This window comes from Paracoccus sediminicola (genome assembly GCF_027912835.1).
GTDB lineage: Bacteria > Pseudomonadota > Alphaproteobacteria > Rhodobacterales > Rhodobacteraceae > Paracoccus > Paracoccus sediminicola.
Genome location: NZ_CP115768.1, coordinates 3,160,010 through 3,175,232 on the forward strand (window position 1 = coordinate 3,160,010; position 15,223 = coordinate 3,175,232).

Annotated in this window: 15 protein-coding genes; 12 read left to right on the forward strand and 3 right to left on the reverse strand. The window is 64.5% G+C overall.

Annotation, left to right across the window (positions count from 1 at the left end; genetic code table 11):
* Positions 1-26: 26 nt before the first annotated feature.
* Together PAF18_RS15510 and PAF18_RS15515 are read left to right on the forward strand one after the other, a co-directional pair.
* Positions 27-1,556 carry a M16 family metallopeptidase gene (locus PAF18_RS15510; RefSeq protein ID WP_271116587.1) on the forward strand — a complete coding sequence of 510 codons (1,530 nt, stop codon included), beginning with the start codon at positions 27-29 and terminating at the stop codon, positions 1,554-1,556.
* Entirely contained in the window at positions 1,553-2,896 is a 1,344-nt protein-coding gene (locus PAF18_RS15515) for a M16 family metallopeptidase (RefSeq protein WP_271116588.1), read from the forward strand. The genes PAF18_RS15510 and PAF18_RS15515 overlap by 4 nt, the downstream gene beginning before the upstream one ends.
* 70 nt (positions 2,897-2,966) lie before the next feature.
* Here PAF18_RS15515 and PAF18_RS15520 read toward each other — a convergent pair whose 3' ends face one another.
* Positions 2,967-3,143, reverse strand: a complete 177-nt coding sequence (locus PAF18_RS15520) for a hypothetical protein (RefSeq protein ID WP_271116589.1) — start codon at positions 3,141-3,143, stop codon at positions 2,967-2,969.
* A 137-nt stretch (positions 3,144-3,280) separates the two neighbouring features.
* On the opposite strand from PAF18_RS15520, the gene mutL reads away from it, so the two are divergent.
* From mutL to PAF18_RS15555, 7 genes are read left to right on the forward strand one after another with little or no spacing between them, the layout of a single operon-like run.
* Positions 3,281-5,104 (forward strand): DNA mismatch repair endonuclease MutL, encoded by a 1,824-nt coding sequence (gene mutL / locus PAF18_RS15525; RefSeq protein WP_271116590.1) that lies wholly within the window; start codon positions 3,281-3,283, stop codon positions 5,102-5,104.
* A 55-nt stretch (positions 5,105-5,159) separates the two neighbouring features.
* Positions 5,160-6,077 (forward strand): histone deacetylase family protein, encoded by a 918-nt coding sequence (locus tag PAF18_RS15530; protein ID WP_271116591.1) that lies wholly within the window; start codon positions 5,160-5,162, stop codon positions 6,075-6,077.
* Positions 6,074-6,307: an exodeoxyribonuclease VII small subunit gene (locus tag PAF18_RS15535; protein WP_271116592.1), complete on the forward strand. Its 234-nt coding sequence runs from the start codon at positions 6,074-6,076 to the stop codon at positions 6,305-6,307. The genes PAF18_RS15530 and PAF18_RS15535 overlap by 4 nt, the downstream gene beginning before the upstream one ends.
* Positions 6,307-7,170 (forward strand): polyprenyl synthetase family protein, encoded by an 864-nt coding sequence (locus PAF18_RS15540; protein WP_271116593.1) that lies wholly within the window; start codon positions 6,307-6,309, stop codon positions 7,168-7,170. Before PAF18_RS15535 ends, PAF18_RS15540 begins: the two co-directional genes overlap by 1 nt.
* Positions 7,171-7,192: 22 nt before the next feature.
* Entirely contained in the window at positions 7,193-9,109 is a 1,917-nt protein-coding gene (gene dxs, locus PAF18_RS15545; protein ID WP_271116594.1) for a 1-deoxy-D-xylulose-5-phosphate synthase, read from the forward strand.
* An 18-nt stretch (positions 9,110-9,127) separates the two neighbouring features.
* Entirely contained in the window at positions 9,128-9,844 is a 717-nt protein-coding gene (locus PAF18_RS15550; RefSeq protein ID WP_271116595.1) for a VIT1/CCC1 transporter family protein, read from the forward strand.
* Between the two features lie 5 nt (positions 9,845-9,849).
* Positions 9,850-10,464, forward strand: a complete 615-nt coding sequence (locus PAF18_RS15555; protein ID WP_271116596.1) for a COG3650 family protein — start codon at positions 9,850-9,852, stop codon at positions 10,462-10,464.
* Between the two features lie 9 nt (positions 10,465-10,473).
* Here the strand turns inward: PAF18_RS15555 and ubiB are convergent, their stop codons facing one another.
* Positions 10,474-12,009, reverse strand: a complete 1,536-nt coding sequence (ubiB, locus tag PAF18_RS15560; RefSeq protein WP_271116597.1) for a 2-polyprenylphenol 6-hydroxylase — start codon at positions 12,007-12,009, stop codon at positions 10,474-10,476.
* Between the two features lies 1 nt (position 12,010).
* Positions 12,011-12,757: a bifunctional demethylmenaquinone methyltransferase/2-methoxy-6-polyprenyl-1,4-benzoquinol methylase UbiE gene (ubiE, locus tag PAF18_RS15565; protein ID WP_271116598.1), complete on the reverse strand. Its 747-nt coding sequence runs from the start codon at positions 12,755-12,757 to the stop codon at positions 12,011-12,013.
* 75 nt (positions 12,758-12,832) lie between these two features.
* Here ubiE and mutM point away from each other — a divergent pair, with 75 nt between their 5' ends.
* From mutM to rpsT, 3 genes are all read left to right on the forward strand, one after another.
* Complete coding sequence (gene mutM, locus PAF18_RS15570) at positions 12,833-13,675, forward strand: bifunctional DNA-formamidopyrimidine glycosylase/DNA-(apurinic or apyrimidinic site) lyase (protein WP_271116599.1); 843 nt, start codon at positions 12,833-12,835, stop codon at positions 13,673-13,675.
* A gap of 100 nt (positions 13,676-13,775) precedes the next feature.
* Positions 13,776-14,552 (forward strand): acryloyl-CoA hydratase, encoded by a 777-nt coding sequence (gene acuK / locus PAF18_RS15575; RefSeq protein WP_271116600.1) that lies wholly within the window; start codon positions 13,776-13,778, stop codon positions 14,550-14,552.
* A 151-nt stretch (positions 14,553-14,703) separates the two neighbouring features.
* Positions 14,704-14,973 carry a 30S ribosomal protein S20 gene (rpsT, locus tag PAF18_RS15580; protein WP_271116601.1) on the forward strand — a complete coding sequence of 90 codons (270 nt, stop codon included), beginning with the start codon at positions 14,704-14,706 and terminating at the stop codon, positions 14,971-14,973.
* Positions 14,974-15,223 lie beyond the last annotated feature (250 nt).

The following is a 15,223-nucleotide window of genomic DNA, read 5'->3' on the forward strand; positions in this document are numbered from 1 at the left end:
GCTTCTGAACCGCGAAAGGATCGCCGATGCGCGCGCTCAGCCTGGCCCTTTGTCTGGCCGTCACCTCTGTCACTGCCACCCGAGCCGCCGCCGACACCCCCGAGGATGTCGGCTATTTCACGCTGGATAACGGCATGGAGGCGGTGGTGATCGAGGATCATCGCGCTCCGGTCGTGGTGCAGATGGTCTGGTACAAGATCGGCTCTGCCGATGAAGAACCGGGCAAGACGGGCCTCGCCCATTATCTCGAACATCTCATGTTCAAGGGCACCGACACGCTCGAATCGGGCGAGTTCTCGCAGACTGTCACCGCAAATGGTGGCAGCGACAACGCTTTCACCAGCTATGATTACACCGCCTATTTTCAGCGGATCGCGAGCGACCGTCTCCCGCTCATCATGGAGATGGAGGCAGACCGGATGCAGAATCTCCGGATCGGCGAGGAAGACTGGCAGGCCGAGCGGCAGGTGGTTCTGGAAGAACGCGCGCAGCGCACCGACAGCAATCCCGCGGCACTGTTCGGCGAGGAGCGCAGCGCGGCGCAGTATCTTAACCACCCTTACGGCCGGCCGGTGATCGGCTGGCGGGCCGAGATGATGGAGCTGACGCGAGAAGATGCTCTGGACTGGTACGACCGCTATTACGCGCCGAACAACGCGATCCTGATCCTTGCAGGCGATGTGACGCCCGAGCGTGCCCGCGAACTGGCCGAGCAATTTTACGGCCCGATCCCGCCCAAGGAAGAGGTCGCCCGCGACACACGTCCGCAAGAGCCGGAGCAGCGCGCGCCGCGCCGCTTACAGATGACAGATCCGCGCGTGCCGCAGCCCTCGCTGGTGCGCAGCATCCTTGTGCCAGAGCGTAATCCCGGCGATCAGAAAACCGCCGCGGCGCTGACCGTGCTGTCGGAGCTGCTTGGCGGGTCGCCGCAGACCTCGGTGCTGGCGCAGGAATTGGTCCTGACCGGCAAAGCGCTGTATGTCGGGACGAGCTATGATGGCTATGCGGTCGATCCGACGAGCTTCTACATCTCGATGGCTCCGGTGCAGGGCGCCGATCTGGACGAGGCCGAGGCGGCACTTGACGAGGTGCTGGCGGAGTTCCTGGCGGAAGGGCCGGATCCGGCGCAGCTTGAACGGGTCAAGACCCAGATCAGGGCGGCGCAAATCTATGAACAGGATTCCGCGCGGGGCCGGGCCTATCAATACGGACAGGGTCTCGCGACCGGGCTGAGTGTCGAGGATGTCGACGGCTGGACCGCGCTTTTATCCGAGGTGACCGAAGAGGATGTCATGGCGGCGGCTGATCTGGTGCTGAACAGCACGGCGAGCGTCACCGGCTGGCTGCTGCCGCCCGCGGCGGGGAACCCCGATATTCAGGCCGAATCTGCGCCGGAAAGCACTACCACATCCCCTGCAAGCCCCACCGACAAGGCCACTGATCCCACGAAGCCGACGGATCAGAACGGCGCGGCGGGCGCTGGGCTTGCAGCCGAGCCCGCCGCTGCCGATGCGTCCGACCTTCCGCAAGCCAACACCGAGGAGATCAGCGAATGAGCTTTTTGCGCCTGATAGCCGCGACGGCGACCGCTCTGGCCCTCAGCGGTCCGGCCCGCGCCATCGATATCCAGCAGGTGACCTCGCCGGGCGGCATCGAGGCCTGGCTGGTCGAGGACGATTCGATCCCCTTCATCGCGCTGAACTTCGCCTTTCGCGGGGGCGCTAGCCTTGATGCGCCGGGCAAGCGCGGTGCGATCAATCTGATGACCCATACGCTTGAAGAGGGCGCGGCTGAGATGGATGCCACCGCCTTCGCCGCCGCTTTGGAAGAGCTTGGGGCGGGGATCACCTTCGATGTCGGCGACGACGCGCTGACCGTGTCGGCCCGCTTCCTGACCGAAAACCGCGACGAGGCGGCAAAGCTGCTGCGCGATGCGCTGACCGAGCCGCGCTTTGACGAAGACGCGGTCGAGCGGGTCAAGGGTCAGGTCATGGCGGTGATTCGCTCGGAAGACACCGATCCGCAAAGCATTGCGCGCAAGGCAGCCGCCAAGGCTGTGTTCGGCGCGCATCCCTACGGCAGCTCGATCAATGGCACTGCTGAAACTGTGGCGCCGCTTGGCCCGCAGGATATGGTCGAGGCGCTGAACAGGGTCGTCGCGCGTGATCGTGTCGTGGTTGGCGCGGCGGGGGATGTCTCACCAGAAGATCTGGGAATGCTGATTGACGAGATCCTCGGTGGCATCCCCGAGACCGGAACCGCGCCCTTGCCCGAACAGGCCGAGTTCCTTTCGGATGGCGGTCTGGAACTGATCGAATGGGACAGTCCGCAGACGGTGGTCGGCTTCGTTCAGCCTGCCCCCGAGATGGATGATCCCGATTATTTCGCGGCTTTCGTGGCCGATCATATCCTCGGCGGCGGTGGGTTCTCGTCGCGGCTGATGGAAGAGATCCGAGAGAAGCGCGGCTTGACCTACGGCGTCTATACCTCGCTGGTGAACGCGCTTTACGGGCCGACATGGCAGGGCAGCATGGCAAGTTCCAACGGATCGGTTGCCGAGGCGGTCGAGCTGGTGCGGCAGGAATGGGCGCGCATGTCGGAAGGCGTGACCGAGCAGGAGCTGGCCGATGCCAAGACCTATCTCACCGGTGAATATCCGTTGCGCTGGGATGGCAATGGCAAAATCGCGGGAATTCTCGCCGGGATGCAGCTGATCGGCTTGCCCATCGACTATCCGGACACACGAAACGCCATGATCGAAGCGGTCACCGCCGATGACGTGGCGCGAGTCGCCGATAAATGGCTGGATGCAGAGGCGCTGCAATTCGTGCTGGTCGGCCAGCCCGAGGGTGTGGATTCCGATCCCGGAAGCGAGGGGTCCGACGCCGTGGAATAGGCCCGGTCTGTAAGGTAACGCCGCACCTCCCGTTCGGGGCGGCGCGGCGCTCTGGATGCGCCGGGGTCGGTTATTCGACCTGAACCGCGCCGGTTCCGCCAAGCGCAGCGCCCACGACGGCGCCGGGCGCCCCGCCGACCACTGCTCCGGTGGCGGCTCCGGTTGTGGCGCGGGTAGCGGTGTTTTCCCCGCAGGCAGCGAGGGCGAGGGTTGCGCCGCAAATCAGAATGACAGTCATTTTCTTCATCGGAATTCTCCTGGGTCCAGACGGAATATGTTCCGCTGCAAGGATAACGCGATGCCCCTGATCGGGGGTTTCCGCTTATCGAAGGCTGATCATGCGAATCATTTCATGCTCATCCAGAACTTGCTAGATATTGGGGTATGAACACGCACAGCCCCCATATACGCCCGGTGATCCGCCAGCTCGATGACGGCGTCGCCAATCGGATCGCCGCCGGGGAGGTCGTCGAGCGCCCGGCCTCGGCGGTGAAGGAACTTGTCGAAAACGCGCTCGATGCCGGGGCGCGGCGAGTGGATGTGACCATTGCCCAAGGCGGCAAGGCGCTGATCCGGGTCGCCGATGACGGTTGCGGTATGACGGCGGAGGATCTGCCGCTCGCGCTGTCGCGCCACGCCACGTCGAAAATCGACGGTTCCGATCTGCTGGCGATCAGCAGTTTCGGCTTTCGTGGCGAGGCCTTGCCGTCGCTCGGCGCTGTGGGGCGGCTGACCATCACCTCGCGCGCGGGGGAGGACGGGGCCGAAATCAGGGTCACCGGTGGCCATGCCGATCCGGTTCGCCCGGCCGCCGCGAATCGCGGCACGGTCGTTGAACTGCGCGACCTGTTCTTTGCCACGCCCGCCCGGCTGAAATTTCTGCGCAGTGAGCGGGCGGAGACCCAGGCCATCGCGGATGTGATCCGCCGGCTGGCCATGGCCGAGCCCTCGGTGGCGTTCAGCCTGTCGGACGAGGATCGGGTGATCTTCCGCGCCGATGCGGAGCAGGGGGACCTGTTCGACGCGCTCCACGCAAGGCTGACCCGGGTGATGGGGCGCGAGTTCATCGATAACGCCATTCGCATCGACGCCGAGCGCGACGGGGTCCGCCTGACCGGCTTTGCCGCGCTGCCGACCTATTCTCGCGGGGCGGCGGTGGCGCAGCATGTGTTCGTGAACACCCGCCCGGTGCGGGACAAGCTGCTGACCGGCGCGCTGCGGGCCGGATATTTCGACGTTCTGCCCTCGGGTCGGCATCCGGCTGCGGTGCTGTTCGTGGATTGTGATCCGCAATTCGTCGATGTGAACGTGCACCCGGCCAAGGCCGAGGTGCGGTTCCGCGATCCCTCCCTTGTGCGCGGCATGGTGGTCTCGACCCTGCGCCACAGCCTCGCGGGTGAATCGCGCCGCGCATCAGACACGGTGAGCGCGGCGACCCTCGCGGCTTTTCAAACCGGGGGGCAGGCCGAGGCGCCCCGCCGTTATCAGATGGAGTATCGCCCAAACACGCCGTCCCGCGCGGCCATCCAGACTGCCTATCAGGCGCAGGCTCCCGGTTTTGAAGGTTTCTCCGAGACGCCCTCAGCCCGGTTTGAAGCCGTGTCCGAAAGTGATTTCGGGACGGATGCACCGCTTGGGGCCGCGCGGGCGCAGATTCATGAAAACTACATCGTGGCGCAAACCGGCGACGGAATGATCCTTGTCGATCAGCATGCCGCCCATGAACGGCTCGTCTATGAGCGGCTGAAGACGCTTGCGGACGAGAACGGCATCACCAGCCAGTCGCTGCTGATCCCCGAGATCGTCGAGTTGCCGGAAGAAGACGCCGCGCGCGTGCTGTCGGTTGCCGAGGATCTTGCCGCTCTGGGGCTGCATGTCGAACCCTTCGGAGGCGGCGCTGTCGCGGTGCGGGAGATCCCTGCGCTGCTTGGCAAGCTGGATGCGGCGGCGCTGATCCGCGATATTGCCGATGATCTGGCCGATCAGGGTGCGTCCGACCGGCTGAAGGCGCGGGTCGATGCGGTGCTCTCGTCGATGGCCTGCCACGGCTCGGTCCGTTCGGGTCGCCGCATGACCGCCGACGAGATGAACGCGCTGCTGCGCGAGATGGAGCGGACGCCCCGCTCGGGGCAGTGCAATCACGGGCGGCCAACATGGGTGAAGCTTTCGCTGAACGATATCGAGCGGCTCTTCGGACGCAAGGATTGACCCGGAGCGCAGCATGGCGCGACAAGCGGGATAAGGTTCGGCAGAGGAGGTATGCGTGACGCTGCTATTTACCCACGAAAGCGCCGCAGGCCATGTGACGCCATCAGGTCACCCCGAGCAGGTCGCGCGACATGAAGCGGTGATTGGGGCGCTGTCCGATCTGGATCTCGACCGGCGGGCCGCGCCCGAGGCAGACGAGGCTGCGCTGCTGCGCTGTCACCCGGCGCGCTATCTCGACCGGATTCGCGCGGCCATACCGCAGGAAGGGTGGCATATGCTGGATGGCGACACGCATCTTTCGCCGGACAGCCTTGAGGCCGCGCTGCGCGGTGCGGGCGGTGCGGTTGCAGCGGTGGATGCGGTTCTAGATGGCGTGTCGAATAATGCATTCGTTGCCATGCGCCCGCCCGGCCACCATGCCGAGGCCGAGACGCCGATGGGGTTCTGCATCTTCGCGAATGCGGCGATTGCCGCGAAGCACGCGCTTGACGCGCGCGGGCTCGATCGCGTCGCGGTTCTGGACTTCGACGTGCATCACGGCAATGGCACGCAGGCGCTGCTGTGGGACGAGCGCCGAACGCTGTTCGCATCAAGCCACCAGATGCCGCTCTGGCCCGGTTCGGGCGACGCGTCCCAGACCGGCGAGTTCGACAATGTCGTCAATGCGCCATTGCCGCCCGGTTCGGCAGGGAGCGAGGCCCGCACCGCCTGGGACTCGATCCTGGCGCGGGTCGATGGCTTTGCCCCGCAACTCGTTATCATCTCGGCCGGATTCGATGCCCATACGGATGACCCGCTTGCCGATCTGCACTGGCGCGAGGCCGATTTCGCCGCGCTGACCAACGCGATCCTTTCAACGGCGGAAAACCACAACGCGAAGGTGGTTTCTTGCCTCGAAGGCGGCTACAACCTTGCGGCGCTCGGGAGTTCTGTCCGGGCGCATGTTGAAACCCTGATGAGGCGCGCAGGATGAGTGAAATCGCGGAGATGTCCTTCGAGGATGCGATGAAAGAGCTGGAGCAGGTCGTCTCTCAGCTGGAAAGCGGCAACGCCACGCTTGAGGACTCGATCAAGCTTTACGAGCGCGGTGCCAAGCTGCGGGCCCATTGCGAGGCGCGGCTGCGTGCCGCCGAGGAGCGGATCGAAAAGATCACTCTGGCTCAGGGCCAGCCCACCGGAACGACCAAGGCCGAGGGGCTTTGATGAACGAACAGATGGAGGCCGTGAAGGCAAAGGTGGAGGCACGTCTCGACGCTGCCATGGCTGACATGCCCAAGGGCGAACTTGCCGACGCGATGCGCTATGCCTGTGTCGGCGGCAAGAAGCTGCGCGCCTTTCTGGTCATGGAATCGGCGCGGCTGCACGATGTGCCAGAAGAGGCCGCGCTGCCGGTTGCAGCCGCCGTCGAGGCGCTGCATGCCTATAGCCTTGTTCATGACGATCTTCCGGCCATGGATAACGACGATCTGCGTCGCGGCATGCCGACCGTTCATTTGCAATGGTCCGAGGCGACGGCGATCCTTGCTGGCGATGCGCTCCAGACCCTCGCTTTTCAGCTTCTGTCTGACCCCGCCATCGGGGATGATGCAGCGCGGCTGAGGCTGATCCGCGCCTTCGTGCAAGCCGTCGGGGCGAGCGGAATGGTCCATGGTCAGATGCTGGACATCGCCGCCGAACAGGCGACGGCGCCGCTCGATCTGGCCGGGATCAAGCGGATGCAGGCCGCCAAGACCGGCGCGTTGATTATCTTCGCCGCCGAAGCCGGTGCGCTGATTGCCGGAGAGGACGGAGAGAAGCTGCGCGATTATGCGGCCGATCTTGGGCTGGCCTTCCAGATCCATGACGATGTGCTGGATGTGACAGGCGACGAGGACATGATCGGCAAGCGCGTCGGCAAGGATGCCGAGGCTGGCAAGGCAACCTTCGTTTCGCTGCTCGGTCTCGAAGACGCGCGGCGTCGCGCCACTGAACTGACAGAGCGCGCGATCGACGCATTGTCACCATATGGTGACAGGGCGGAAAACTTGAGGGATCTGGCGCGTTTCGTTATCGATCGCCAAAGCTGAAGCCCCGGAAAGCGCCGCCAAGATGAGCCAAAACCGCCCGAAGACACCTGTGCTTGACCGGGTCAACCTGCCCTCGGATCTCAAATCGCTGAGCGATCGCGAGCTGTTGAAACTCGCCGAAGAGCTGCGGGCCGAAACGATCAGCGCCGTGAGCGAAACGGGCGGTCATCTAGGCGCGGGGCTGGGCGTGGTCGAACTGACAGTGGCACTGCATGCCGTGTTCGAGGCCCCGCGCGACAAGATCATCTGGGATGTCGGCCATCAATGCTATCCCCACAAGATCCTGACCGGGCGCCGCGACCGCATCCGCACGCTGCGCATGGGCGGAGGCTTGTCGGGTTTCACCAAACGCTCGGAAAGCCCTTATGACGCGTTCGGGGCGGGTCACAGCTCGACCTCGATCAGCGCGGCGCTCGGCTTCGCGATGGCGCGGGAACTGGGCGGCGATCCCGGCGATGCGGTGGCGGTGATCGGAGATGGCGCCATGTCGGCGGGGATGGCCTTCGAGGCGCTGAACAATGCCGGGCATCTCGGCAAGCGGCTCTTCGTGATCCTGAACGACAACGAAATGTCCATCGCGCCGCCGACCGGGGCGCTGTCGTCTTATCTGACGCGACTCTATTCCGAGGGGCCGTTTCACGAGCTGAAGGCGATGGCCAAGGGCGCGGTCGGTTTTCTGCCCGAGCCGCTTCAGGAAGGTGCCCGCCGGGCCAAGGACATGCTGAAAGGCATGGCGGTGGGCGGCACGCTGTTCGAGGAACTCGGCTTTTCCTATATCGGACCGGTGGACGGGCATGATCTGGAGCAGCTTCTGCCCCTGCTGCGCGCGCTCAAGACGCGCGCGACCGGGCCGGTGCTGATCCACGCGATCACGAAAAAGGGCAAAGGATACGCGCCCGCAGAGGGTTCGGCGGATCGCGGCCATGCCCGTGGCAGGTTCGACGTGGTGACCGGCGAGCAGGCCAAGGCCAAATCCAACGCGCCAAGCTATACCAGCGTTTTCGCCAAGTCGCTGATTCGCGAGGCCGAGTCGGACGACCGCATCGCGGCCGTCACAGCCGCGATGCCGGACGGAACCGGGCTGAATCTGTTTGCCGAGCGTTTCCCGCGACGTTGCTTCGATGTCGGCATCGCCGAACAGCATGCGGTGACCTTTTCTGCCGGACTCGCCGCGGGCGGGATCAAGCCGTTCTGCGCGATTTACTCGACCTTTCTGCAGCGCGGCTATGATCAGGTCGTGCATGACGTGGCGATCCAGCGCCTTCCAGTGCGCTTCGCCATCGACCGTGCCGGGTTGGTCGGGGCTGACGGTGCGACCCATGCCGGCTCGTTCGACGTCGGATATATGGCCAGCCTTCCGGGCATGGTGGTCATGGCCGCCGCCGACGAGGCAGAGCTGGTCCATATGGTCGCCACGGCCGCCGCTCATGACGACGGGCCCATCGCCTTCCGCTTTCCGCGTGGCGAAGGGGCCGGGGTCGAGATGCCAGAGCGCGGAGAGCCCCTGGAGATCGGCAAGGGCCGCATCATGGCCGAAGGTAGCGGCGTGGCGATCCTGTCATTCGGAACAAGGCTATCGGAGGTGATGAAGGCGCGCGAATCGCTCGTCTCTCGTGGGATCACCCCCACTGTCGCCGATGCGCGTTTCGCCAAGCCGCTCGATCGCGAGATGATCCTGAAACTGGCCGCGGATCACGGCGCGCTCATCACTATCGAAGAGGGCGCGGTGGGCGGCTTCGGCAGCCATGTCGCGCAGCTTCTGGCGGATGAAGGGGTGTTCGATCACGGGCTGAAATTCCGCTCGATGGTGCTGCCCGATACGTTCATCGATCATAACAGTCCCGCTGCAATGTATGAGGATGCTGCGATGAGTGCCGCCGACATCGAGGCGAAGGTGCTGGAGATTATGGGCGTGGCGCAGATCGGCGCGCGCGGCTGACCAGAAGGATTTTCGGCATTGTCACGTCATACCCATCCCGACGCGCATCCGGATGATCCGCATTACGTGTCGCGCTCTGGCTGGCTGCGCGCCGCAGTTCTGGGCGCCAATGATGGCATCGTCTCGGTTGCCTCGCTGCTTGCGGGTGTCGCGGCGTCGGGGGCGGGCACCGGGGAGGTCCTCGTCGCCGGGCTGGCCGGGCTTTCCGCCGGGGCGCTGTCGATGGCGGCGGGAGAATATGTCTCTGTGTCGAGCCAGTCGGATATCGAACGCGCCGATATTAGGCGCGAAACCCAGGCTCTCGATGAGAATCCGCATGTCGAGCTGGAAGAGCTGTCCGGCATCTATGAGGCGCGCGGGCTGAGCCCCGAGACAGCGATGCTGGTCGCGCGCGAGCTGACCGAACATGATGCGCTCGGGGCGCATATCCGCGATGAGCTCGGGCTAAGCGACGTGCACAGCGCGAATCCTATGCAGGCGGCGATCACCTCTGCTGCGACCTTCACTCTGGCCGGAGCGGTGCCTGTTGCGGGGGCGGTACTCTCGCAGGGGCAGCACACCATCCTGATTGTCTGGATTACGACCCTTCTTGCCCTGGCGGTTCTGGGTGCGGTCGGGGCGCGTGCCGGCGGGGCGCCCATAGGCAGAGCGGTGCTGCGCGTGCTATTCTGGGGCAGCTTCGCCATGACCGTGACGGCCGCGATTGGCTGGCTGTTCGGCACGACCATAGGATAACGCTGATGTTCAAGCGGCTGATGTTTTGCGCGCTGCTCGCTGCCGGGCCTGCGGCGGCGACGCGGGAATACATGCTTCCGACCCTGTTCGATGTCGAAGGGGTGGCGGCGGATGACGTGCTGAACATCCGCGCGCGCCCCGATGCCTCAGCCGAGATCATCGGCACATTTGCGCCCGATGCGACCGGGATCGAAATCGTCGCCAGCGAAGGCAATTGGGGGCAGGTGAACACAGGCGAAAGCGCGGGCTGGGTCTCGATGCGCTATTTGCGCTATCGCACGGATGTCTGGACCGAGGGTGCATTACCGGATGGGTTCCGCTGCGGCGGGACCGAGCCGTTCTGGTCGCTGGAGCCGCGCGACGAGGGCCTGATCTGGTGGACGCCCGAGGGCGAGACGATGTTCGACACGCTCGAAGTCCTGGACAGCGGTGTCTTTCGCAGCCCGCGCCGCGCGCTGATGGGCAGCGGCGAGGGCGGCGAGATATGGGCCTCTGTCACAGACAAGCAATGCAGCGACGGGATGTCGGACCGGCGCTACGGGCTGGAGGCAAGCGTCATTCTGCAAGGCGAGACCTCGCAGCTTTACACCGGCTGCTGTCAGATCACCCCTGCAAACTGAACCTGCGACTCAGGTCGCGACAACGGCGAGCAGTGCCGACAGCACCGCCACGGTGCCCGCGCCAACCGCCGCCGAACGCCAGCTGAAGCGGCGTGGGGCAGGGGCGGCAGGCTCGGCGCGCTGACGCGCGCGCCAGATCGCGTCCTCGACCAGATGCGGCATCAACGGCATGGCGCGATGCAGCGTCCTCAGCACCTTGCGGCTGTCCGACAGGAGCGCGCGCGGGCCGAGGTTGGACTGAATATAATCCTCGACAACCGGGCGAGCAGCCTTCCAGATGTTTAGATTGGGATCGAGGGATCTTGCCACGCCCTCGACCACCACCATGGTACGCTGCAACAGGATCAGCTCGGTTCGGGTTTGCATTCCGAAACGTTCGGTCACCTCGAACAGATATCCGAGCAGGCTCGCCATCGAGATCTGACTGGCATCGGCGCCGAAGATCGGCTCGCCCACGGCCCGCAAGGCGCGGGCGAAGGCGGCAGGATCGCGGTCGCGTGGAACGTAACCGGCTTCGAAATGAACCCGCGCGAGTTCGTCATAATCGCGACGGATGAAGCCCATCAGAATATCCGCGTAGACTCGCCGGGTATATTCGTCGATCTCGCCCATGATGCCGAAGTCATAGGCGATCAGGTCGCCATTCGGGGCGACCTTAAGATTGCCCTGATGCATGTCGCCATGGAAAAAACCGTCGCGAAGAGCGTGGGACAGGAAAAGCTGAAGAATCCGCTCGGCGATTGCGCTCGTGTCATGGCCCGCCGCGCGAATGGCGGCGACATTGCCAAGCGGGATACCCTCGGCCCAGCTCGACGTCAGAACCCGGCGTGACGATGCCGCCCAATGCGGGCTCGGGACCTGGAATTTCGTGTCATCCTTCGTGTTCTCGGCAAAAAGCGAGGCCGAGGCAGCCTCCAGCCGGAGATCCAGCTCGCCCGTGACGACGCCTTCGAAATGGCTCACCACGTCACGCGGGCGCAGCCGCCGCGTTGCCGGTGAAAGCGCCTCGATCATGTCGGCGCCGAAATGGAAAGCGTCGATATCGCGCGAAAATGCCGAAGCAATGTTTGGCCGCAGCACCTTCACCGCAACCTCTTCGCCGCTATCGGCCAGGCGGGCGCGGTGGACCTGCGCGATCGAGGCTGCGGCGACGGGTTCCGAGAATTCCGAGAAGATCTCGTCCACCGGTCGCCCGAGATCCGCTTCGATCATATTCTTGGCGGTCTCGTTCGAAAAGGGCGGCAGCTTGTCCTGAAGATAGGTAAGCTGATTGGCCAGCTCGGCGCCCACAACATCGGGGCGTGTCGAGAGGATCTGGCCGAATTTGATATAGGCCGGGCCGAGTGCCGTGATCGCCCGCGTGACGGGCGGCAGAGCCGGGTCGCCGCGATATCCCAGCCAGCGGAATGGCCAGCCGAGCACCCGCGCCGCGATGCGCACATTGCGCGGCGCCTGCATCGCGTCGAGCGCCACGCCCATGGCCCCGGTGCGCTCGAATGTGGCGCCGGTGCGGATCAGGCGCCAGATATTATGCGGTCCGCGCATGCTACAGCTTCCAGCCGGAATGCAGCGCCGCGATTCCCATCGAGAGATTGCGATACTGGACCCGCTCGAACCCCGCATCGCGGATCATCTGGGCGAAACTCTCCTGGTCGGGGAAGCGACGGATCGATTCGACCAGATACTGATAGCTGTCACGATCCTTGGCGACGAGCTTGCCCATCGCCGGGATGACGTTGAAGCTATAGCGGTCATAAGCCCATTGCATCGCCGGGACCGGAAGCTGACTGAATTCCAGCACCATGAGCCGGCCACCCGGCCGCAGCACGCGATAGGCCTCATCAAGCGCGTCGGGGATGCGGGTCACGTTGCGGATTCCAAAGCTGATCGTATACCGGTCGAAGCTGTTATCCGCAAAAGGAAGCCTCATGGCGTCGCCGGTGACCCAGGACAGCCGGCCGGCGAGCGGCCCTGCCTCGGCCCGTTTGCGACCCTCGACCAGCATCGATTCGGTCATATCGCAGACGGTGACACGCGCCGCCGGTGCACGGTCCAGAAAGCGAAAGGCGATGTCGCCGGTCCCGCCCGCGACGTCCAGCAATTCCTGCCCGTCGCGGGGCGCGAGCCAGTCCATCATCGCGTTCTTCCAGATTCGATGGATGCCCACGCTCATCAGGTCGTTCATCACGTCGTAACGCGACGCCACGCGCGAGAACACGCCATGCACCATCCCGGCCTTGTCGTCCTCGGCCACGGTGCGGAAGCCGAAATGAGTCTGTTTCTCGCTGGTCATGCTCTTGCCGTTTATGCCTATGAGGACCAGTTAAGGTCTCGGATTTGCCGACACAATGCGACGAAAGGCAACGGAATGCCAGAACTGCCCGAAGTCGAAACGGTCCGCCGCGGCCTCCTGCCGCATCTCGAGGGGCAGCGGATCGCCCGGCTGCGGCTGAATCGTGACGGCTTGCGCTGGAAGTTCCCGCCCGACCTCGTCCAGACCGCCACGGGCGCTACGGTGACCGGGCTGCGCCGGCGGTCGAAATACATCCTCGCCGATCTGGACCGGGGCGCGTCGCTGCTCATTCATCTGGGCATGTCGGGGCGGATCCTGATCGAAGGCGCGGGGGTCGGAAAGTTTCATCGCGACCCGGCGATCCTGCCGCAGCATGACCATGTGGTGATCGAGACGGATTCGGGCGGCCTCATCACGCTGAATGATGCGCGCCGATTCGGCATGGTCGATCTGGTGCGCGACGACCGCTCGCCGCTGCTCGATCTTCTGGGGCCAGAGCCGCTCGACGCGGAGTTCACGGGCGCGACGCTGGCCGAGGCCTTTGCCGGAAGGCGTGCGCCGGTCAAGGCGCTGCTGCTCGATCAGCGCATCGTGGCGGGGCTGGGAAATATCTATGTGTCGGAATCTCTGCACCGCGCCGGGATTGATCCGCGCCGCGCGGCGGGCCGCATCGGGCGGGCGCGGCTTGACGCTTTGGCCAGCCATATCAAGGATGTACTGCACGAAGCCATCGCAGCCGGCGGCTCGTCCCTGCGCGACCATCGTCAGGCGAGCGGAGAGCTTGGCTATTTCCAGCACAGCTTCCGGGTCTATGACCGAGAGGGCGCACCGTGCCCGCGTCCCGGCTGCGCGGGCGCGATCCGCCGCGTCGTGCAGTCGGGCCGGTCCAGCTTCTGGTGCCCCGCCTGCCAGCGCTGAGCGCTGCACCGCGATCCGGTTCCGGCGCGGGTTGAGTCTGGCCACGCAGTCACGGCTTTGTTAGGAGACTCCGATCCGCAATCGCGAAGGGATGCCCCACATGGGTTACCAGACCATCAATGTCGAGATCGCCGACAACGTCGCTCTGATCCGCCTGAACCGCCCCGACGCGCTGAACGCGCTGAACACGCAGCTTCTGACCGAGCTGACCACGGCGCTGTCGGATGCCGACAGCAATGACAAGGTGCGGTGCATCGTCATCACCGGCAGCGAGAAAGCCTTCGCCGCCGGTGCGGACATCAAGGAGATGTCGCAGAAAACCTATGTCGAGGTCTACGATCAGAACCTGTTCGCGGCGCCTGCGCAGGACATCGCTTCGATCCGCAAGCCGATCATCGCGGCGGTATCTGGCTATGCGCTTGGCGGCGGCTGTGAGCTGGCTATGGCCTGCGATTTCATCATCTGCGCCGATAACGCCAAGTTCGGCCAGCCGGAAATCAATCTGGGCGTGATCGCCGGGATCGGCGGCACGCAGCGGCTGACCCGCTTCGTGGGCAAGTCCAAGGCGATGGACATGAACCTGACCGGCCGTTTCATGGATGCCGAAGAGGCAGAGCGTTCGGGGCTTGTCAGCCGCGTGGTGCCCGCCTCCAAGCTGGTTTCCGAAGCGATGGCCGTGGCGCGCAAGATCTCCGAGAAATCGCAGATCGCGGTGAAGGCGGCGAAGGAGGCGGTCAATCGCAGCTATGAAACGACGCTTCAGGAAGGGCTGCATTACGAACGGCGGCTGTTCCATTCGCTGTTTGCCACCGAGGATCAGAAAGAGGGCATGGCCGCCTTCCTCGAAAAGCGCGAGCCGCAATTCCGCGGAAAGTGATTTCCGCTTGGCTTTTCTGTCCGGCCCCTGTATAGGGCCGGGCTTACATGCGCGTGGGCCCGCTTCGGCAAGTATCATGACCGTTCGATTCGAACGGTGCCGTGGGGTTTATTGCGTGACCGAGACATAACCAAGAGACAGGACCGCACCCATGGCCAACACCGCCCAGTCCAAGAAACGCGCCCGCCAGGTCGAGCGCCGCACCGAAGTCAACAAGGCCCGCCGCTCGCGCATCCGCACCTATCTGCGCAAGGTCGAGGAAGCCATCGCCTCGGGCGATGCAGAAGCCGCGAAGTCCGCGCTCCAGGCTGCTCAGCCCGAGATCATGCGCGGCGTGACGAAGGGCGTTTACCACAAGAACACCGCATCGCGGAAAATCTCGCGCCTGGCGGCGCGGGTGAAGGCCGTCGCCGCGAAGTAAGCAGCACCCGCTGCCGGTGAACACTGTTCGAGAAGTGACGTTAGGGCGCATCGCTGATGCGCCCTTTCTTCTTTGCGGGTCACTCCAAAGTTCTGAAATTCAAGAGTTTTGGACAAGCCTCTGGATTTGCAAACGGATTGTGACGCCCGTCCCGGATTCGTTCTTACAAACTTTCTGTCAAGCGCGAAGATCGGTTGCGAGCGCGCTTTCCATGGGGCTAGTTTCGTCGGTGCGATTCACGTCGCCTTGG